The organism is Streptomyces sp. NPDC104814, from assembly GCF_055583185.1.
In genome coordinates, this window is the sequence record NZ_JBVJOL010000001.1 from 1,382,442 (window position 1) to 1,399,270 (window position 16,829).

Here is a 16,829-nt window from a genome sequence, read left to right on the forward strand (position 1 = left end):
CTCCAGCGCGCGGACCGGTGTTTCGCGCTGCGGAATATATCGGCCGCCGATATATTGTGGACGCATGGCAGCGAAGTCCATGACGCAGGCGGCGTTCCTCGTGCTGACGGCCCTGGCCGACCGGCCCCGGCACGGCTACGGCATCCTGCGCGAGATAGAGGAACTGTCCGGCGGAGACGTGCAGTTGCGCGTCGGCACGCTGTACGGCGTGCTCGACCGGCTCACCGCGGACGGGCTGATCGTCCTGGACCGCGAAGAGGTGCAGCAAGGACGGCTGCGGCGCTACTACCGCCTCACCGACGACGGGCTGCGCGCCCTGGACGCCGAGGCCGAGCGCATGGCCGCCGGGGCGAACGCGGCCAAGCGCCGCATCGCCGAGGGCCGGCGCGCCCCCGCGCACCCCGCCGACCACCCCGCCGTCCCGCCCACCGCGGGACCCGGACTCGCCGGAGGCCTGGCATGACGACACTCCTCGAGAAGCGCTACCGCGCCGTACTGCGCCTGCTCCCCGCCTACTACCGGGCCGAGCGTGAGGAGGAGATGGTCGAGGTCTACCTGTGGGACGTCGACTTGGACACGCAGGAGCAGTCCCGGCCGACGCTCGGCGAGGCCGCGAGCATCGCGGGGCTCGCACTGCGCACCCGGCTCGGCGCTTCCGGCGCACCCCGCCGCTATGCGTTGCTGGGGTCCGCCGTACGGCAGTTCGCGCTCTTCGCCGTCCTGCTCCAGGCCGCCGCCGCGGTCGTGGACCGCGTCCTGGAGGTGGCCTGGGCGGGGACGCACGGTCCCGCGCAGTGGCGCATGTTCCTGTCCGGCTTCACCGGCCCGGGCGGAACCGTCGGCACCGTGGCGGCGCTCGCCCAGTGGATCCTGCCGCTGCTGTGGACGGCCGGATACTTCGCCCTGCTGCACGACCGCAGGGGCCCCGCCCGTGTCGCGGTGCTGCTCGCCGCGCTGCCCACGCTGTGGCCGCCGCTCGCGCCGCTGGTCTCCGACGCGTTCCCGCCGCAGCCGGCCTACGCCACGGCCACCGCGCTGCTCTCCTGGCTGACGGCGCTCGCCGTGTGCGCGGCCCACCACCGTGACGCGCCCCCGGCCGCCCTGCCCGCCGGTTCGCCCGGCCTCGCCTATCTGGCCTGCTGTGTGGTGACCGGCGCCTCGCTCGTCCTGGTGCCGGGCTCGGTCGACGCGGTGTGGGCGCCGAGCACCTGTTTCGTCGTCGGAGTCCTCGGCTGGCTCCTGTGGCGCGGTCGCCGACGGGGAGCGGCCGACGCGGGCACGGCCGCCGCCCTCACCGCGCTCGGCCTGCTGGTCCTCGCGGTGCGCGTCGCGGCCCTGTATCCGTGGCTCTCCGTGCCCCTCCCCGGCGCGCTGCGGGCCGGACTGCTCGCACAGGCGGGCGCGGTGCTGCTGCTCACCGCGGCACCGGCGGTGATCGGCGGACGGTGCCTCGGGATCCACCGGGGCGGGCGGTGACATGCCGGCAGCCGGGTGCGGGGCCCTCACGGCCCCGCACCCGGCTGTCCACACATGCCTACGCGCCGCTCGCCTTGAGCATCTCCTCGCGCTCCACGATCTTCACGCGCTCGCGGCCCTGCGGTTCGCCCAGCGCCTTCTCGGCCGCGTCCAGGGCGTACCAGCCGTCCCAGGTCGTGAAGCGGACGTTCCGCTCGGCCAGGAAGGCGTCGACCGCTTCCGGAGCGGGCGAGGCCGGCGTCTGCAGACGGCCGTTCGCGTGGTCGTCCAGCAGGTTGGCCACCGTCTCGTTGGCGTCGCCCTTGGTGTGGCCGATCAGGCCGATCGGGCCGCGCCGGATCCAGCCGGTGACGTACACCGACTGAAGGTGGGTGCCGCCCTCCTCGACGACCCGGCCGCCCTCGTCGGGCACCGTGCCGCTGTCCAGGTCCCAGGGCAGCTTGGGGAGTTTGTCGGAGAGGTAGCCCACCGCGCGGTAGACCGCCGACACGTCCCAGTCGGTGAACTTGCCCGTGCCGCGCACGTTGCCGGTGCCGTCCAGCTCGGTCCGCTCGGTGCGCAGGCCGGCCACCTTGCCGTCCTCGCCGAGGATCTCGGTGGGCGACTCGAAGAAGTGCAGGAACAACTTGTGCGGGCGGTCGCCGGTGTCGCGGATCGCCCAGTTCTCCAGGGTCTTGGCGACCATGTCGGCCTGCTTGTTGCCGCGCCGGGTGGCGATGGAGCCCTCGTCGTAGTCGATGTCCTCGGGGTCGACGATGACCTCGATGTTCGGCGAGTGGTCCAGCTCCCGCAGCTCCATCGGGCTGAACTTGGCCTGCGCCGGGCCACGGCGGCCGAACACATGGATCTCGACGGCCTTGTTGGCCTTCAGGCCGTCGTAGACGTTCGCCGGTATCTCCGTGGGCAGCAGTTCGTCCGCCGTCTTGGCGAGGATGCGCGCCACGTCGAGGGCCACGTTGCCCACGCCGAGCACCGCGACCTTCTCGGCCTCCAGGGGCCAGGTGCGCGGCACGTCCGGGTGGCCGTCGTACCAGGAGACGAAGTCGGCGGCGCCGTAGGAGCCGTCGAGGTCGATGCCCGGGATCGGCAGCGCGCGGTCGGCCGTGGCGCCGGTCGCGAAGATCACCCCGTCGTAGAAGGCGCGCAGGTCGTCCAGGGAGATGTCGGTCGGGTAGTCGACGTTGCCGAAGAGGCGGATCTGCGGCTTGTCCAGCACCTGGTGCAGGGCCGTGATGATGCCCTTGATCCGCGGGTGGTCGGGGGCGACGCCGTAGCGGATCAGGCCGAACGGGGCGGGCATGCGCTCGAAGATGTCGATGGACACGCCGGGCTCGGCGGCCACCTCGGACTTGAGGAGCGCGTCGGCGGCGTAGATCCCGGCGGGGCCGGAACCGACGATGGCGACCCGCAGGGGGCGAGGCATGACGGGTTTCCCTTCGAGCGGCGAATGATCGACTCGACGGGAAGCCTAAACTAAGGCAAGCCTAAGTCGGTACGCGGGTCGGCTCTATGACCTCATAAGCGGGCCTTATGGGAAGTCAAAGACCCGCTTGATGGGCAAAGGCTGCTCGACGGGTCACAGGTCCGCCGGCCGGGTCACGGCAGCGGCTGTTCCGCCCAGATGATCTTTCCGTGCTGGGTGTAGCGCGTCCCCCAGCGCTCCGTCAGCTGCGCGACCAGGAACAGGCCGCGCCCGCCCTCGTCGGACAGGGCCGCGTACCGCAGGTGCGGCGAGGTGTTGCTGCCGTCGAAGACCTCGCAGATCAGGCTGCGATCGCGCAGCAGGCGCACGCGCACCGGGGCGCTGCCGTACCGGATCGCGTTGGTGACCAGTTCGCTCAGGATCAGCTCCGTGGTGAACTCCAGCTCCTCCAGACCCCACTCCGCCAGCTGCCGGGTGACGAACGCGCGCACCTCCTTCACGGCCGACGGCTCCATCGGCACCTCCCGCTCGGCGACCCGGCCGGGGCCGAGCGCCCGCGTCCGGGCGACGAGCAGCGCGATGTCGTCGGCCTGCCGGGCCGGCAGCAGCGCGTTCAGGACCGACCGGCAGGTGTCCTCGGGCGACGGACCGGCCCCGGCCAGCGCCCCGCGCAGCAGCTCCAGACCGCTGTCGATGTCCCGCTCCCGGTCCTCCACCAGCCCGTCGGTGTACAGCACGAGCCGGCTGCCCTCCGCCAGGTCCAGCTCCACCGCCTCGAACGGCAGGCCGCCGAGCCCCAGCGGGGGACCGGCCGGCACCTCGGCGAACACCACACTGCCGTCCGGGTGGACCACCGCGGGCGGCGGATGGCCGGCCCGGGCGACGGTGCAGCGCCGCGCCGCCGGGTCGTACACCGCGTACAGGCAGGTCGCGCCGGTGACCGGGGCGGCGGAGCCGTCGGCGGCCTCGTCCTGGTCGATCCGCCCCACCAGCTCGTCCAGCAGCGTGAGCAGTTCGTCCGGCGCCAGGTCCAGCGAGGAGAAGTTGTGCACCGCGGTCCGCAGCCGGCCCATGGTCGCCGCCGCGTGCAGCCCGTGGCCGACGACATCGCCGACGACCAGGGCCACCCGGGCACCCGACAGCGGCAGTACGTCGAACCAGTCGCCGCCCACGCCCGCCTGGGCCGGCAGATAGCGGTAGGCGATGTCCAGCGCGTTCTGCGCGGGCAGACTGCGGGGCAGCAGGCTGCGCTGCAACGTCACCGCGAGGCCGTGCTCACGGGTGTAGCGGCGCGCGTTGTCGATGGCCACCGCCGCCCGCGTGACCAGCTCCTCCGCCAGCGCCAGCTCCTCCTCGTCGAAGGGCTCGGGCCGCTCGGCGCGCCAGAAGGTCACCACGCCCAGCACCCGGCCGCCCGCCCGGACCGGCACGGTGATCAGCGAGTGGATGCCGTACTCCACGACCAGCGCCGAACGCTCCACGTCCTGCGCCTGCCAGCCCGCCGCCCCGGCCAGGCTCGGCTCGCTGACCGCCCGGCCCGTCCGCAGGCTCACCCCGTGCGGCGAGGAGTCCACGAACCGCAGCTGGTGGCCGAGGGGAAACAGCGGGGTGTCGTCGCGGACCCCGCTGACCGCCGTCCGGCGCAGCGCGCCGCCCGGCTCCGGTTCCTCCCCGGACAGGACGGCGTCGAAGAGGTCCACGGTGACGAAGTCGGCGAACCGGGGCACGGCCAGTTCGGCCAGCTCCTTCGCCGTGCCGGCCACGTCCAGGCTGGTGCCGATGCCCACGCCGGCGGCGTAGAGCAGGTCGAGGCGCTCGCGGGCCGCCTCCGCCCGGCCCAACAGGGCCCGCAGCTCCGTCGAGTCGCGCAGCGTGGCCACGCTGCCGGCCGGGCCGCCCTCCAGATCGGTCGGCCGCTGGTTGATCGCCAGCAGCCGCTCGCCGACCAGGTGCACCTCGTCGGTCGCGACGCGTCCCGAGGCCAGCAGTTCGGCGGTGTCCGCGTCCAGGCCCAGCTCCCGCACGTGCCGCCGCTCGGCGTCGGCCGGGAGGTCGAGCAGCCGGTGCGCCTCGTCGTTGGCGAGCAGCAGGTCGCCGTCGCCGCCGACGATGAGCACGCCCTCGCGCACGGAGTGCAGCACCGCGTCGTGGTGCTCGTACATGCGGGTCATCTCGCGCGGGCCGAGGCCGTGCGTCTGACGCAGCAGCCGCCGGCTCACCAGGGCCGTGCCGCCGGTGGCCAGTGCCAGCCCCGTGGCCGCGGCGGCCAGCACGAGCGGCAGCTGGCGGTCGGCCGCGCCGCCCACGTGCGCGGTCGTGATGCCCGCGGACACCAGCCCGACCACCTTCCCGTCGGGTGCCTTCACCGGCACCACGGCCTGCACCAGCCGGCCGATCGTGCCGTTGACCTCCTCCACCACGGTGCCGCCGGCCAGGGCGGGGGCGATGGTCCCGACGAACTTCTTGCCGATGCGGTCCGGCTTGGGGTGGGTGTAGCGGATGCCGTCGGTGTTCGTGACGACGATGAAGTCCACACCGGCGGCTACACGGGCCGCCTCGGCGTGCGGCTGCAGCACCGCCGTGGGGTCGGGCGTGCTGAGCGCCGCCCGGGTGCCGGGCGCGTTCGCGAAGGTCTCGGCGACCGCGAGGGAGCGGTTGCGGGCCTCCTGCGTGGTGTCGTTGCGGACCTGCAGCAGCAGCGCGACCACGGCGGCGACGACGAGCAGCAGCACGATGACGACGTTGAGGACGAACACCTGCCCGGCCAGGCTGCGGCCGCCGAGCCGGGCGCGCAGGCCCGCCGCCGGCTGGCGGCGGGTGCGGCCGGGGCCCTTGCGCCGGGCGCCGGGCGCGGGCGCCGCGGCCGCCCGCCGCAGGCGCTCACCGCCCGTGCGGGGTACGCCGTCATGGCCGTGCGGTTCACGCCGGCTGCCGGGACGCCGGGGCGAGCGGGTCCCGGATCGACCCAGAAGTCGGACCATGTGCCCATGTCTACACTGCCGCGCCCCGTGAGGCGAGGGGCGTCACACCGCGGCAGCGCCCCCTGGGACACCCACAGCCGCACACCACGCCGCAGCGACCCCACCCGCCGCCGCTGCGCGACAGCGCGGCAGGAGCGGGGCTGGCGGGCCGCGGGGCCGGCGGGCCGCGGGGGTGCGCGACGCGGGCGGGGCGCGGGGGCGCGGGGTTGCGTGACGCGGGCTGCGCGCGGGGGTGCGCGGCGCGGGCGGGGCGCCGGGTCGCGGGGGGTGCGCGACATGGGCGGGACGCCGGGCCACTGGGCTGCGGTTCGGTGCCGGTCGCAGCAGCGGGGTGCGGCAGGCCGGGTGGGGGTCACCGCGGATGCGGTGCGGCGATCCGCTGGGGGCGCAGCGGACGGAGTGTGGCGGACGGAGTGTGGCGGACCGGCGGGGCCGCAGCAGATGGGGTGTGGCGGGCCGGCCGGGGCCGCAGCGGACGGGGTGCGGCGGGCCGGCGGGGCCGCAGCAGCGGGGCGCCGCGGTCCGCTGGGGGGGGGGCGCGCGTGGCCGGGGCCGAGGTGTCGGGGCGGTGGCCCGTCGGATGAGCGGGCCGTACGGACGCGGGCGGCGTCGCGCGACGGAGACGACGGCGACGCATGCGTGCCGTGCCCGCGGGGCGGGTCGCGCTGCGGCCGCACGCCGGGGCTGCGTGGCCGCACGGGCCCCGGAGGTCGGGGCCGGGTGCGGCCGCCGGTCAGGGCGTACGTGGTCCGCGCGAGGCGTCACACGTCGGGGCCCAGTGCGGCCGCCCTCCCGGGGGCTGCGTGGCCCGCGTGGGGCGCCGGGCGTCGGGCCCGGTGCGGCCGCCCGCCAGGGCGTGCGTGCTCCGCGCGGGGCGCCGGGCGTCGGGCCGGGTGTGGCCGCCCGCCAGGGCGTGCGTGGCCCCCACGGCGCGCCCGATGCAGGGGCCGCGCGTCGGCGGCGGGGCTGCGGTGGTGGCCGTGCGTCGTCGCGTTCGTCAGTTGCCCCGCGTCGCCGTCGGTGTGAGTGCGGCCAGCAGGAGGGCGATGTCGTCGGGGCGGTCCGCTGCGTGGCGGGCCGTTGCCGTGAGGCGGTCGGCGACGTCCGCCAGGGAGCGGCAGCCCGGGTCGGTGCCCGGCGTACCCGCCCGGGACAGGGCGAGCCGCAGCGCCGTGATGCCGTCGTCGATGTCGAAGCCGGGCCGCTCGACCAGCCCGTCCGTGTACAGCGCGAGCACCGCGCCCGGCGTCATCCGCAGCTCCGACACCGGGTAACGCGCGGCCGGGTCCACGCCGAGGACGACCCCGCCGGGCAGGTCCACCGCCTGGGTCCGGCCGTCGGGCTCCCGCAGCAGGGGCGGCGGATGCCCGGCCCGCACCACCCGCGCCACCCCGCTGACCGGATCGAGCCGGACGTAGCAGCAGCTGGCGAACTGACCCGGGTCGAGGTCGATGAGCAGCCGGTTGGTGCCGCCGAGCACCTCCTCCGGCGGCCGGTCGCTCAGCGCGAACGCCCGGACCGCGCTGCGCAGCTGCCCCATCGTGGCCGCCGCCTGCACCCCGTGCCCCTGCACGTCCCCGATCACCAGCGCCAGCCCGTCCCCGGACGGCACGACGTCGTACCAGTCGCCGCCCACGTCCATCCCCTCCGTGCCCGGCAGATACCGCCCAGCTGTCGCCACCCGGGGATGCGTGGGCAGGCGGCGGGGCAGCAGCGCCTGCTGCAACCCGTGCGCCAGGGCGGCCTCGGTGTCGTAGCGCTGGGCCTTCTCCATCACATGGGCGATCAGGCCGGCGAGCGCGGTCAGGACCGTGCGCTCCTCGGTGCTGAAGCCGCGCGAGCGGTCGAAGCCGAGGATGCACGAGCCGACCGGACGGCCGGAGGCGATCAGCGGCAGGAACGCGCGGGAGCCCTCGGTGGCGTCCAGCGGGATGCCCGGGTAGGCGTCCTGGAGCTGCTGCATGGATTCGAAGAACAGCGGCCGGCCCGTCACCAGCGTCTCGACACCGGGCAGCCGCGCGTCCAGCGCCACCCCCTCGAAGGGCGTGAGGAAGCCCTCCGGGAAACCGGTCTCCCAGGCCAGATACAGATGCCGTTCCTGCAGCAGGTAGATCGCCAGGCGGCGACCGCCGAACGCGGGCAGCAGCTCCTGCACGACCACCGCCGACACCTGGCGCGCCGTGACCGCCTCCGACAGCGCGATGGCCAGCGCGATCGGGCGGTACTGGGGAGCGGCCGTGGCAGCCCGCTGTGTGCCGTCCGCGGCCGCGGCGGTGTGCGGTGTGCCGTCCGCGGCGGCGGGCGGCGGTGCCTCGGGCACCCGGTTGGCGGGGACGACCGTGCAGGTCAGGATGTGGGTGCCGGGGTGCACGGACACGGCGAGCCAGTCGCCCTCGTACGACTGCCGCGCGTGCGCAGGCGGCCGCCGGACCTGGAAGTGCACCGGCTCCAGGGACAGCAGGGCATGGCGCAGCTGGTCCTCGCAGCCGGACTGGCCCAGCCATGGCACGGCCTCCCACAGCGGGCGGCCGAGGAGCCCGTCGTGCTCCGCCCCCAGCAGCCGGGCGGCGCGTGGATTGGCGTAGCCGACCACGCCCAGCCGGTCCAGGCAGAACACGCCCTGCGGCAGCAGATCGGCCGCCCCGTCGGCCAGGGCGCCGGACCCCGGGTCGAGGACGACGCCGTCCACGGACCGCGCCCGCCCCCCGTCCCCCGCACGCGGCGCCCACAACAGCACCAGCCGCTGCGCGCCGTCCGCGCCGCGCACCGGCACCGGCAGGGGCGGAGGCCGGCCCTGGGCCGCCTCCCGCAGCAGGGCGGGCAGCTCCGGAGCGACCGGCCGCAGCGCCTCCAGGGCGCCGGGGAGCCGGCCGGCCGGGGTCCCGAGCAGGGCCTGCGCCGGGCCGTCGGCGGTGAGGCGGTCGGCCACCGGATCCCAGGAAAGGCAGCCGACGCGCCCGCCGGCCGGGCCCGGCCCCGGCGGTCGCACCTCCAGCGGAACCGCGTCCCAGGTGAGGGCCGGACCCCTGTCCGCCGGGCCGTCCAGTTCCGTGGCCAGCCGGCCGGCCAGCGCCTCCAGCGCTTGGCGCTGCGGCACCAGCTCCTCGCTGTCCGCCACGGACGGACCCAGCACGGCCAGCACCCCGAGCGCCCGCTCGTCCCGGGCGATCGGCACGCACAGCGATCCGAACGGGAACGGCAGACCGGCCGCGAACTGCGGATAGCGGCGCATCGTCTCGGCCGGGTTCGCCAGCGTCACCGGCGCTCCCAGCCGATACGCGTCGGTCACCGGGAACGGCCACTCCACGTGCAACCGCCACCACGGCCGGAACAGCGCCCCGGGCAGCCCGCACAGCACGGCAAGGCGCAGCAGCCCGGGGGCGGACGAGGGCAGGTACACGGCCGCGACCCGGCCGTCGGCCGCACGCGCCGCCTGCGACACGGCGTCGGTCAGCAGCGCGGCCGACGACCCCGGCGGCCGCTGTCCGTCCCCGGCGCTCCCACTCATGGCCCTACCTCGTCGGTGTGCCGCCGTGCGACGGCACAGCAAGAAGACACAGCAAGAATGCGCCTCCCGGAGGGTGGGCCGCATCCGCGCGGAGCGCTCGCGCGGCTCACCCGGTACGGGGAGGCGGCACATCGGCCGCGCGGGTGGGGGGGGCACCTCGGCCGCGCACCGGTGGAGTGACGAACATCCCTCTGCCGCATTGCCGGGTTTGCGTCTGCCACGAGCGAGCAGGCGATCTTGCGATTGTGACCGTCCGCAGAGTCCCCGGGTGTCCGCAGGGTTCCCCAGGAGACCCAGGAGTCCGCAGGAAAGGAGTCCCCATGGTGCCCGGCGTGACCGACACCTTCGAGGAAGCCGCCGATCCGGAGGCCGAACGCCGACACCGCGCACTGTTCCGCGCGGCGAGACGGCGCCGCAACCCACCGCTGCGCCGCACCGACATCACGGTGACCGACGAGCAGGCCGTGCAACGCGCGGTGAAGGCGGCCTCGCTCGGCAACGCCATGGAATGGTTCGACTTCGGCATCTACAGCTATCTCGCGGTCACCCTCGGGCATGTCTTCTTCCCGTCCGGGAACGGCACGGTCCAGCTGCTGTCGTCGTTCGCGACCTTCGCGGTGTCCTTCCTGGTACGACCGCTCGGCGGCATGGTGTTCGGACCGCTCGGCGACCGGATCGGCCGCAAGAAGGTGCTCGCCCTGACCATGATCATGATGGCGGTCGGCACCTTCGCCATCGGGCTGATCCCGTCCTACGCCGTGATCGGATTCTGGGCGCCGGCCCTGCTGATCCTCTTCCGGCTGGTGCAGGGCTTCTCCACGGGCGGTGAGTACGGCGGCGCGTCCACCTTCATCGCCGAGTACGCCCCCGACCGGCGGCGCGGCTTCTTCGGCAGCTTCCTGGAGCTCGGCACCCTCGCCGGATACGTCGGCGCGGCCGGCCTGGTGACGGCGCTGACGGCCTGGCTCGGCGACACCGGCATGCAGGACTGGGGCTGGCGGGTGCCGTTCCTGGTCGCCGGTCCCATCGGGCTCGTCGGCCTGTATCTGCGGCTGCGGCTGGACGAGACGCCGGCCTTCCGCAAGCTGGAGGACGACTCCGTGCACCGGGCGTCGGAGGCGGCGTCCGGCGTGGAGACCAGTGCCCGCGGCGACCTGGCGAAGATCTTCCGGGAGCACTGGCGGACGCTGATCCTGTGCGTCTGCCTGGTCGGCGCGTACAACATCGCCGACTACATGCTGCTGTCGTACATGCCGACCTACCTGTCGGACGAGATGGGGTACTCCGAGGCGCACGGCCTGCTGATCCTCATCGCCACCATGGTGCTGCTGATGCTGCTCATCAACCAGGTCGGCCGGCTCTCCGACCGGGTGGGCCGCAAGCCGCTGCTGATGGCCGGCATGCTCGGCTTCCTGGTGCTGTCCGTGCCCGCGTTCCTGCTGGTCGGTCAGGGCAGCCTGGCGGCGGTGTCGGCGGGCATGCTGATGCTCGGGCTGTCCCTGGTGTGTCTGCTCGGCACGATGTCCGCGGCGCTGCCCGCGCTGTTCCCGACCCAGGTGCGCTACGGCTCGCTGTCCATCGGCTACAACCTCTCCGCCTCCCTCTTCGGCGGGACGACCCCGCTCGTCGTCACGGCCCTGATCTCGGCCACCGGCAGCGAGCTGATGCCCGCGTACTACGCCGTGGCCGCCGCCCTCGTCGGTGTCGTGGCCGTGGCGTGCATGAAGGAGACGGCCCGCCGCCCCCTCGACGGCTCCCCGCCGTCGGTGGAGACGGCGGAGGAGGCGGCCCGCCTGTGCGAGGAACAGGCACCCGTGCCGCGCTTCTGACGACCTGTCGGCCGGCACGCCGGGCTGAAGCGGGATGGCCCCACCCTGATCCGGCGCGCCGAACCGGAGTGGGGTGCCTCCCCTGACCCACCGCGCCGAAACGAAGCGGGGTGGCCCCCTGATCGGGAGCCACCCCGCTTCCGTCCGCGCCCGTGCCCCCAACCGCCCCATGGGGCCGCCGTGTCGGGGTAACAGGCGGCCATGGGTGAGATTCTCGTGGGCACATGCTCGTGGACCGATCGGGCACTGGTCGGCAGCGGCTGGTACCCGGCCGGGCGGCGGGACCCCGAGGGACGGCTGCGGTACTACGCCGAGCAGTTCCCCGTCGTCGAGGTCGACGCGACCTACTACGCCCTGCCCTCCGCACGCAACAGCCGCCTGTGGGCGGAGCGCACACCCGACGGGTTCGTCTTCGACGTCAAGGCCTTCTCCCTGCTCACCGGGCATCCCACACGGGCCGCCGCCCTGCCGGACGGCCTGCCCGCCGACAACCGGGACCCCGCCGTACTGGACGCGGTCTGGTCGCGCTTCACCGACACGCTCGCACCGCTGCGCGCGGCCGGCCGGCTGGGCACGCTGCTCTTCCAGTTCCCGCCCTGGCTGAAGCCCGGCGCCCGGGCCGAGGAGGTCCTCGCCGACTGCGCCGCACGGACCGCCGGCTGGCCCGTCGCGGTCGAGTTCCGCCACCCGCAGTGGTGGAGCGGCGAACGGTACGACGGGACACGGGCCTTGCTGCGACACCACGGGTTCGCCGCGGTCGGGGTCGACATGGCGCAGGGGCTGCCGGCCTCCGTGCCGCCCGTCACCCCGGTCGCCTCACCGGAACTGTCCGTCGTCCGCTTCCACGGCCGCAGCCCCGCGTGGGGGACGGGCAGCAAGGAGGACCGCTTCCGCCACGCCTATACGGATGCGGAACTGAAGGAGTGGGTGCCACGGCTGCGGGACCTGGCCGACGGCACCGCCCGGCTCCATGTGCTGTTCAACAACTGCTGCGGTACGGCCGCCGTGGACGCCGCCGCCCGCATGCGGGACCTGCTGGGCGTGTGAGCGCCCGCGCCGGCCGTGCCCACCGGCGGCTCAGTCGCGCTGCGCGGCGATGAACTCCCGGTACCAGCGGTAGCTGTCCTTCGGCGTGCGCCGTTGCGTGTCGTAGTCGACGCGGACGATGCCGAACCGCTTGCCGTAGCCGTGCGCCCACTCGAAGTTGTCCAGCAGGGACCACACGTAGTACCCGCGCACGTCCACGCCCGCGTCGATCGCGGCCCGCAGCGCGCCGAGATGGTCGCGCAGATAGGCCACCCGGTCCGTGTCGTGCACCGCGCCGTCGTCGCCCGCCTCGTCGTGCTCAGCGGAGCCGTTCTCCGTGATGTGCACCGGCGGCAGCGCCGCGCCGTAGCGCTTCTTCAGATCCACCAGCAGGTCGGTGAAGGTGTCCGGCGCGACCGGCCAGTCCATCGCCGTGTGCCGCACGCCCTCCAGCCTGACCTCCGCGTACCGGTTGTCCGTCGCCACGCGCCGGGCGGGGTCGGGCTCCTGGTAGGGGGCGTCGGCGATCACGATCGGCCGGTAGTAGTTGATGCCGAGGAAGTCCAGCGGCTGTCCGATCAGCTCCAGGTCGCCGTCGCGGCGGAAGTCCTGACCCGTGATCAGCTCGCCCCAGGTCTCCTCCTCGCTCGCCGGGTAGCGGCCCGCGAACAGCGGCTCCGTCCACACCAGGTTGTGCTGGGTGTCCGCGCGCAGCACCGCCGCCCGGTCGGCAGGGGAGCCGGGGGAGGCCGGCAGGTTGCGGTCCAGGTTGAGCGTGATGCCCACCTCCCGCACCCCGGCCGCCCGCAGCGCCTGTACCGCCAGCCCGTGGCCGACCAGCAGATGGTGGGCGGCGGCCAGCGCGCCGCGGCCCTCCCGGGCGCCGGGCGCGTGGCGGCCTACCGCGTAGCCGAGGAACGCGCTGCACCACGGCTCGTTGAGGGTGATCCAGCGCGGCACGCGGTCCCCGAGGCGCTCGGCGACCGCGGCCGTGTACGCGGCGAAGTGCTCGGCGCTCGCGCGCATCCGCCAGCCGCCCCGGTCCTCCAGCGCCTGCGGCAGGTCCCAGTGGTAGAGGGTGGCCGCCGGCTCGATCCCGGCCGCGAGCAGCTCGTCGACCAGGCGGTCGTAGAAGTCCAGCCCCTTGGGGTTCACCGGGCCCGAGCCGTCCGGCACGATCCGCGGCCAGGCGATCGAGAAGCGGTAGGAGTCCACGCCGAGGCCGCGCAGCAGCGCCACGTCCTCGGCGTAGCGGTGGTAGTGGTCGCAGGCGATGTCGCCGGTGTCGCCGTTCGTGGTCCGTCCGGGGGTGTGGCTGTAGGTGTCCCAGATGGAGGGACCGCGGCCGTCCTCATGGGCGGCGCCCTCGATCTGGTACGAGGCGGTCGCGGCGCCGAGGACGAAGCCGGGCGGGAAACGGGGGAAGTCGGTCATGGGGGAGGCTTTCGCGGTCACTTGACGGAACCGCCGGTGATCCCGGCGGCGATGTACTTCTGGGCGAGGACGAGCAGGATCGCCGCGGGGACCGCGGACAGCACGGATGCGGCCATCACCGAGCCCCAGTCGCCGACGTGCGCCCCGATGTACTGGTAGATGCCGAGCGTGACCGGCTTGACGTCGTCGGTGGTGTTCAGCGTGAGCGCGAACATGAAGTCGCTCCAGGAGAACAGGAACGCGAACAGCCCCGAGGTGATCAGCGCGTTGCGGCTCATCGGCAGGACCACCTGGACGAACGTCCGCAGCCGGCCGGCCCCGTCCAGTTGCGCGGCCTCGACGACCTCGCCGGGGATGGACACCATGAACGAGCGCATCAGCACGATGGAGAAGGGGATGCCGAGCGAGGCGTCCGCCAGCATCAGGCCGGCGTAGGAGTTGACCAGGCCCAGATCGACGTAGCTGTTGTACAGGGCGTTGGCGATGACGATCCCCGGCACCATCTGTGTGATCAGCGTGCCGAACACGATGCCGCGGCTGCCGCGCAGCCGGAACCGGGCGAGCCCGTAGGCGGCCGGGGCGGCGACGGCCAGGCAGATCACGACGGCGCCCAGGGACACCACCAGCGAGGTCAGCAGGTGCCCGCCCTGGTCGCCGAGTGCCTTGGAGAAGCCGGACAGGTCCAGCCCGTGCGGCACCGGATCCACCTCCAGCAGCCCGGCCTGCGGCTGCAGCGCGGTGTTGAGCATCCAGTACAGCGGGAACAGCATCACGCACAGCACCAGCAGGCCCACGGCGGTGGAGCCCCAGTGGCGCTTCGCGGTGCTCGGCCGCGCGGTGGTCTCGGTGGCCATCGTCTCGTCACTTCCCCTCGGTGCGGTTGGCCCGCAGATAGAACACCGCGAACACCGCGGAGATCAGGATCAGCACGTTGCCGACCACCGCGCCCGCACCGAAGTCCAGCTGCACGAAGGAGTTCTGGTAGGTGAGCGTGCCCAGGGTCTGCGTCGCGTCGGCGGGACCGCCGTCGGTCAGGGCGAGGATCAGGTCGAGGATCTTGACCGTCGACATGAAACCCAGGACCAGGACGACGGTGACGACCGGCTTGAGCATCGGCCAGGTGACGGACCGGAACGTCCGCCATGCCGACGCACCGTCAAGAGAAGCCGCCTCGTACAGATCCTTGGGGATCTCCTGCAGACCGCCGTACAGAATGACCATGTTGAACGGGATGCCGATCCAGATGTTGACGGCAATGACCGACAGCAGGGCCATGTGCGGACTGGTCAACCATGGAGTGTGGCCGCCGAGTCCGATCGTGTCCAAGAAGGTGTTCAACACACCCGTGTCCTGGTCGAGAATGCGCCGCCATACGATGCCGGACACCACCATGGGCACCAGCCACGGCAGCAGGATCAGCGACCGCAGGACGCCGCCCAGCGGGAAACGCCGGTTGAAGAACACCGCGAGGGCGAGGCCGATGCCGAACTGCCCGAGCAGCGAGCCGGCCGTGAAGACGAGCGTGTGCCACAGCGCCTTGCCGAACAGGGCGTCCTTGAAGACGTGCGACCAGTTGTCGGCACCGTTGAAGGGAGCCTCGCCGGTGAAGAACGTCTTCGGCGTGTAGTGCTGGAAGCTCATCACGACGTTGCGCACCAGCGGGTAGCCGAAGAACAGCAGCATGAAGACGACGGCGGGGGCGACAAACCCCCACTGCGCGAGCCGCTGCCGCAGCCCGCGTGAACCCGGCGCGGCGGCCTGCGGACGGGCCGCGGAGGGCGCCGGGGCGGTGATGGTGGACGTGGTCATGGAACGCGTACCTCAGTTCCCGCTCGTGGCCCGCTGCTGGGCGTGCTTCAGGGCGGACTCGCTGGACTGCCCGGTCAGGGCGGACTGGAAGGCGCTCTGCAGGGCCAGTGACACGCCCGACCAGCCGGCGCCGAGCTCGGCGGTCCGCGAGCGGGCCTGGGCGACCTGGTCGGCGAGCGCGCCCAGCTCCGGCACCCGTGTGCGCCAGACGGCGGCGGCCCTGGCGTCGGCGGGGACCATCCAGCTGTTGAGCGCGTAGGTGAGCTGCTCCTTCTCGCTCGACAGACAGGCGACGACCCGCCCGGCCGTCCTCTCCCGGGCCGTGTCGCCGGTGTTCGGCACGGTCAGCACCGCGCCGCCGAGCGGGCCCACGGACTTCTCACCGGCCCTCGGCACCGGGATCCGCGCGATGCCCCAGTGCAGCGACTTCTTGGTGTTGAGCGTCTCGACCTGCCAGGGACCGTTGATCATCATGGCGGCGTTGCCCGCCATGAACTGGTCGTTGACGTCCGCCTGCGTCCAGCCGACCGTCGACTTCGACAGCGAGCCGTCCTTCAGCAGGGCCTTCCAGAAGTCCAGGGCCTGCACGACCTTCGGCCCGTCCAGCCGGGTCTCGTCACCGCCGTTGGACCACATGAACGGCGTGAACTGGAAGACGCCGTCCTCCGCGCCGCCCGCGCTGAGGGCGATGCCGTAGCGCTTGCCGGCGGTGAGCTTCTTCGCCGTCGCGCGCAGCTCGTCCCAGGTGGCGGGCACCTTCAGGCCGGCCTCGGCGAGAAGGTCCTTGTTGTAGAACAGCGCGAGCGTGTTCACCGAGCGGGCCGCGCCGTAGTACGTGCCGCGGTACGACCCGAAGTTCACGATGCCCTGCGGGACGCCGTCGGTGCTCAGGCCGAGCGTGCGCAGGTCGGTCAGCCCGCCGGCCTCGGCGAAGGTGGGCATCTCGGAGGCGTCGAACTGCACGATGTCCGGCAGCGACTTCGAGGACGCCATGCGCAGGGCCTTGGTCATCACCTGCGCGGCCGGGACGCTCTGCTGCTTGATCGTCACCCCCAGCCGCTCGCTGCAGCGGGCCATCGCCTGGGCGTCCCAGCGGTGGTACGACTCGTCGGTCGAGGAGTTCAGGACGGTGTAGACACCGCTGTCGCGCTGCTGGCCGCATCCGGTCAGGGCCGTGCCGGCGAGCAGCACCAACGCCGCGGCGAGCGAGTTGTTGAAGCGCTTCGACATAGGGTGGACCTTGCTGTCGTCCGCCCGGCCACCTTGCCGGACGCGTTTGTTTTCTGCGATGACTAATACGGCAATCCTGGCTCCGGCGCCAGACCTCCGGCGTGGTCAATCTC

Annotated in this window: 11 protein-coding genes; 4 read left to right on the forward strand and 7 right to left on the reverse strand. The window is 73.5% G+C overall.

What is annotated here, in order from left to right; translation table 11 throughout:
• Positions 1-79 precede the first annotated feature (79 nt).
• Together ACZ64A_RS05890 and ACZ64A_RS05895 are read left to right on the forward strand one after the other, a co-directional pair.
• A complete protein-coding gene (locus tag ACZ64A_RS05890) occupies positions 80-463 on the forward strand; it encodes a PadR family transcriptional regulator (RefSeq protein WP_469809075.1) in 384 nt (127 codons plus the stop codon).
• Positions 460-1,476, forward strand: coding sequence for a hypothetical protein (locus tag ACZ64A_RS05895; RefSeq protein WP_469808455.1), 1,017 nt, complete (start codon positions 460-462; stop codon positions 1,474-1,476). Before ACZ64A_RS05890 ends, ACZ64A_RS05895 begins: the two co-directional genes overlap by 4 nt.
• A 58-nt stretch (positions 1,477-1,534) precedes the next feature.
• On the opposite strand, the gene ACZ64A_RS05900 is transcribed toward ACZ64A_RS05895, so the two are convergent.
• From ACZ64A_RS05900 to ACZ64A_RS05910, 3 genes are all read right to left on the reverse strand, one after another.
• On the reverse strand, positions 1,535-2,899 hold the full coding sequence (locus ACZ64A_RS05900) for an FAD-dependent oxidoreductase (protein WP_469808456.1): 1,365 nt from the start codon (positions 2,897-2,899) through the stop codon (positions 1,535-1,537).
• A gap of 173 nt (positions 2,900-3,072) precedes the next feature.
• The gene (locus ACZ64A_RS05905; protein ID WP_469808457.1) at positions 3,073-5,880 is read right to left on the reverse strand and encodes a SpoIIE family protein phosphatase; all 2,808 of its coding nucleotides are present in this window, start codon (positions 5,878-5,880) and stop codon (positions 3,073-3,075) included.
• 997 nt (positions 5,881-6,877) lie between these two features.
• Entirely contained in the window at positions 6,878-9,388 is a 2,511-nt protein-coding gene (locus ACZ64A_RS05910) for a SpoIIE family protein phosphatase (protein ID WP_469808458.1), read from the reverse strand.
• A gap of 320 nt (positions 9,389-9,708) precedes the next feature.
• Here ACZ64A_RS05910 and proP point away from each other — a divergent pair, with 320 nt between their 5' ends.
• Both proP and ACZ64A_RS05920 read left to right on the forward strand, forming a co-directional pair.
• The gene (proP, locus tag ACZ64A_RS05915; RefSeq protein WP_469808459.1) at positions 9,709-11,217 is read left to right on the forward strand and encodes a glycine betaine/L-proline transporter ProP; all 1,509 of its coding nucleotides are present in this window, start codon (positions 9,709-9,711) and stop codon (positions 11,215-11,217) included.
• 201 nt (positions 11,218-11,418) lie between these two features.
• Positions 11,419-12,264, forward strand: coding sequence for a DUF72 domain-containing protein (locus tag ACZ64A_RS05920; RefSeq protein ID WP_469808461.1), 846 nt, complete (start codon positions 11,419-11,421; stop codon positions 12,262-12,264).
• A 30-nt stretch (positions 12,265-12,294) separates the two neighbouring features.
• Here ACZ64A_RS05920 and ACZ64A_RS05925 read toward each other — a convergent pair whose 3' ends face one another.
• The 4 genes from ACZ64A_RS05925 to ACZ64A_RS05940 are packed head-to-tail and all read right to left on the reverse strand — an operon-like array spanning position 12,295 to position 16,716.
• The gene (locus ACZ64A_RS05925) at positions 12,295-13,677 is read right to left on the reverse strand and encodes a GH1 family beta-glucosidase (protein WP_469808462.1); all 1,383 of its coding nucleotides are present in this window, start codon (positions 13,675-13,677) and stop codon (positions 12,295-12,297) included.
• 17 nt (positions 13,678-13,694) lie between these two features.
• Positions 13,695-14,531 (reverse strand): carbohydrate ABC transporter permease, encoded by an 837-nt coding sequence (locus ACZ64A_RS05930; protein ID WP_469808464.1) that lies wholly within the window; start codon positions 14,529-14,531, stop codon positions 13,695-13,697.
• A gap of 7 nt (positions 14,532-14,538) precedes the next feature.
• On the reverse strand, positions 14,539-15,486 hold the full coding sequence (locus ACZ64A_RS05935; RefSeq protein ID WP_469808465.1) for a carbohydrate ABC transporter permease: 948 nt from the start codon (positions 15,484-15,486) through the stop codon (positions 14,539-14,541).
• A gap of 12 nt (positions 15,487-15,498) precedes the next feature.
• The gene (locus ACZ64A_RS05940) at positions 15,499-16,716 is read right to left on the reverse strand and encodes an ABC transporter substrate-binding protein (RefSeq protein WP_469808466.1); all 1,218 of its coding nucleotides are present in this window, start codon (positions 16,714-16,716) and stop codon (positions 15,499-15,501) included.
• Positions 16,717-16,829 lie beyond the last annotated feature (113 nt).

Excerpts from the sequence above, each read along its gene's own strand:
- ACZ64A_RS05930 (WP_469808464.1), bottom strand. The coding sequence starts at position 14,531 with ATGGCCACCGAGACCACCGCGCGGCCGAGCACCGCGAAGCGCCACTGG.
- ACZ64A_RS05925 (WP_469808462.1), bottom strand. The coding sequence starts at position 13,677 with ATGACCGACTTCCCCCGTTTCCCGCCCGGCTTCGTCCTCGGCGCCGCG.
- ACZ64A_RS05910 (WP_469808458.1), bottom strand. The coding sequence starts at position 9,388 with ATGAGTGGGAGCGCCGGGGACGGACAGCGGCCGCCGGGGTCGTCGGCC.
- ACZ64A_RS05935 (WP_469808465.1), bottom strand. The coding sequence starts at position 15,486 with ATGACCACGTCCACCATCACCGCCCCGGCGCCCTCCGCGGCCCGTCCG.
- ACZ64A_RS05900 (WP_469808456.1), bottom strand. The coding sequence starts at position 2,899 with ATGCCTCGCCCCCTGCGGGTCGCCATCGTCGGTTCCGGCCCCGCCGGG.
- ACZ64A_RS05920 (WP_469808461.1), top strand. The coding sequence starts at position 11,419 with ATGGGTGAGATTCTCGTGGGCACATGCTCGTGGACCGATCGGGCACTG.
- ACZ64A_RS05890 (WP_469809075.1), top strand. The coding sequence starts at position 80 with ATGACGCAGGCGGCGTTCCTCGTGCTGACGGCCCTGGCCGACCGGCCC.
- proP (WP_469808459.1), top strand. The coding sequence starts at position 9,709 with ATGGTGCCCGGCGTGACCGACACCTTCGAGGAAGCCGCCGATCCGGAG.
- ACZ64A_RS05895 (WP_469808455.1), top strand. The coding sequence starts at position 460 with ATGACGACACTCCTCGAGAAGCGCTACCGCGCCGTACTGCGCCTGCTC.
- ACZ64A_RS05940 (WP_469808466.1), bottom strand. The coding sequence starts at position 16,716 with ATGTCGAAGCGCTTCAACAACTCGCTCGCCGCGGCGTTGGTGCTGCTC.
- ACZ64A_RS05905 (WP_469808457.1), bottom strand. The coding sequence starts at position 5,880 with ATGGTCCGACTTCTGGGTCGATCCGGGACCCGCTCGCCCCGGCGTCCC.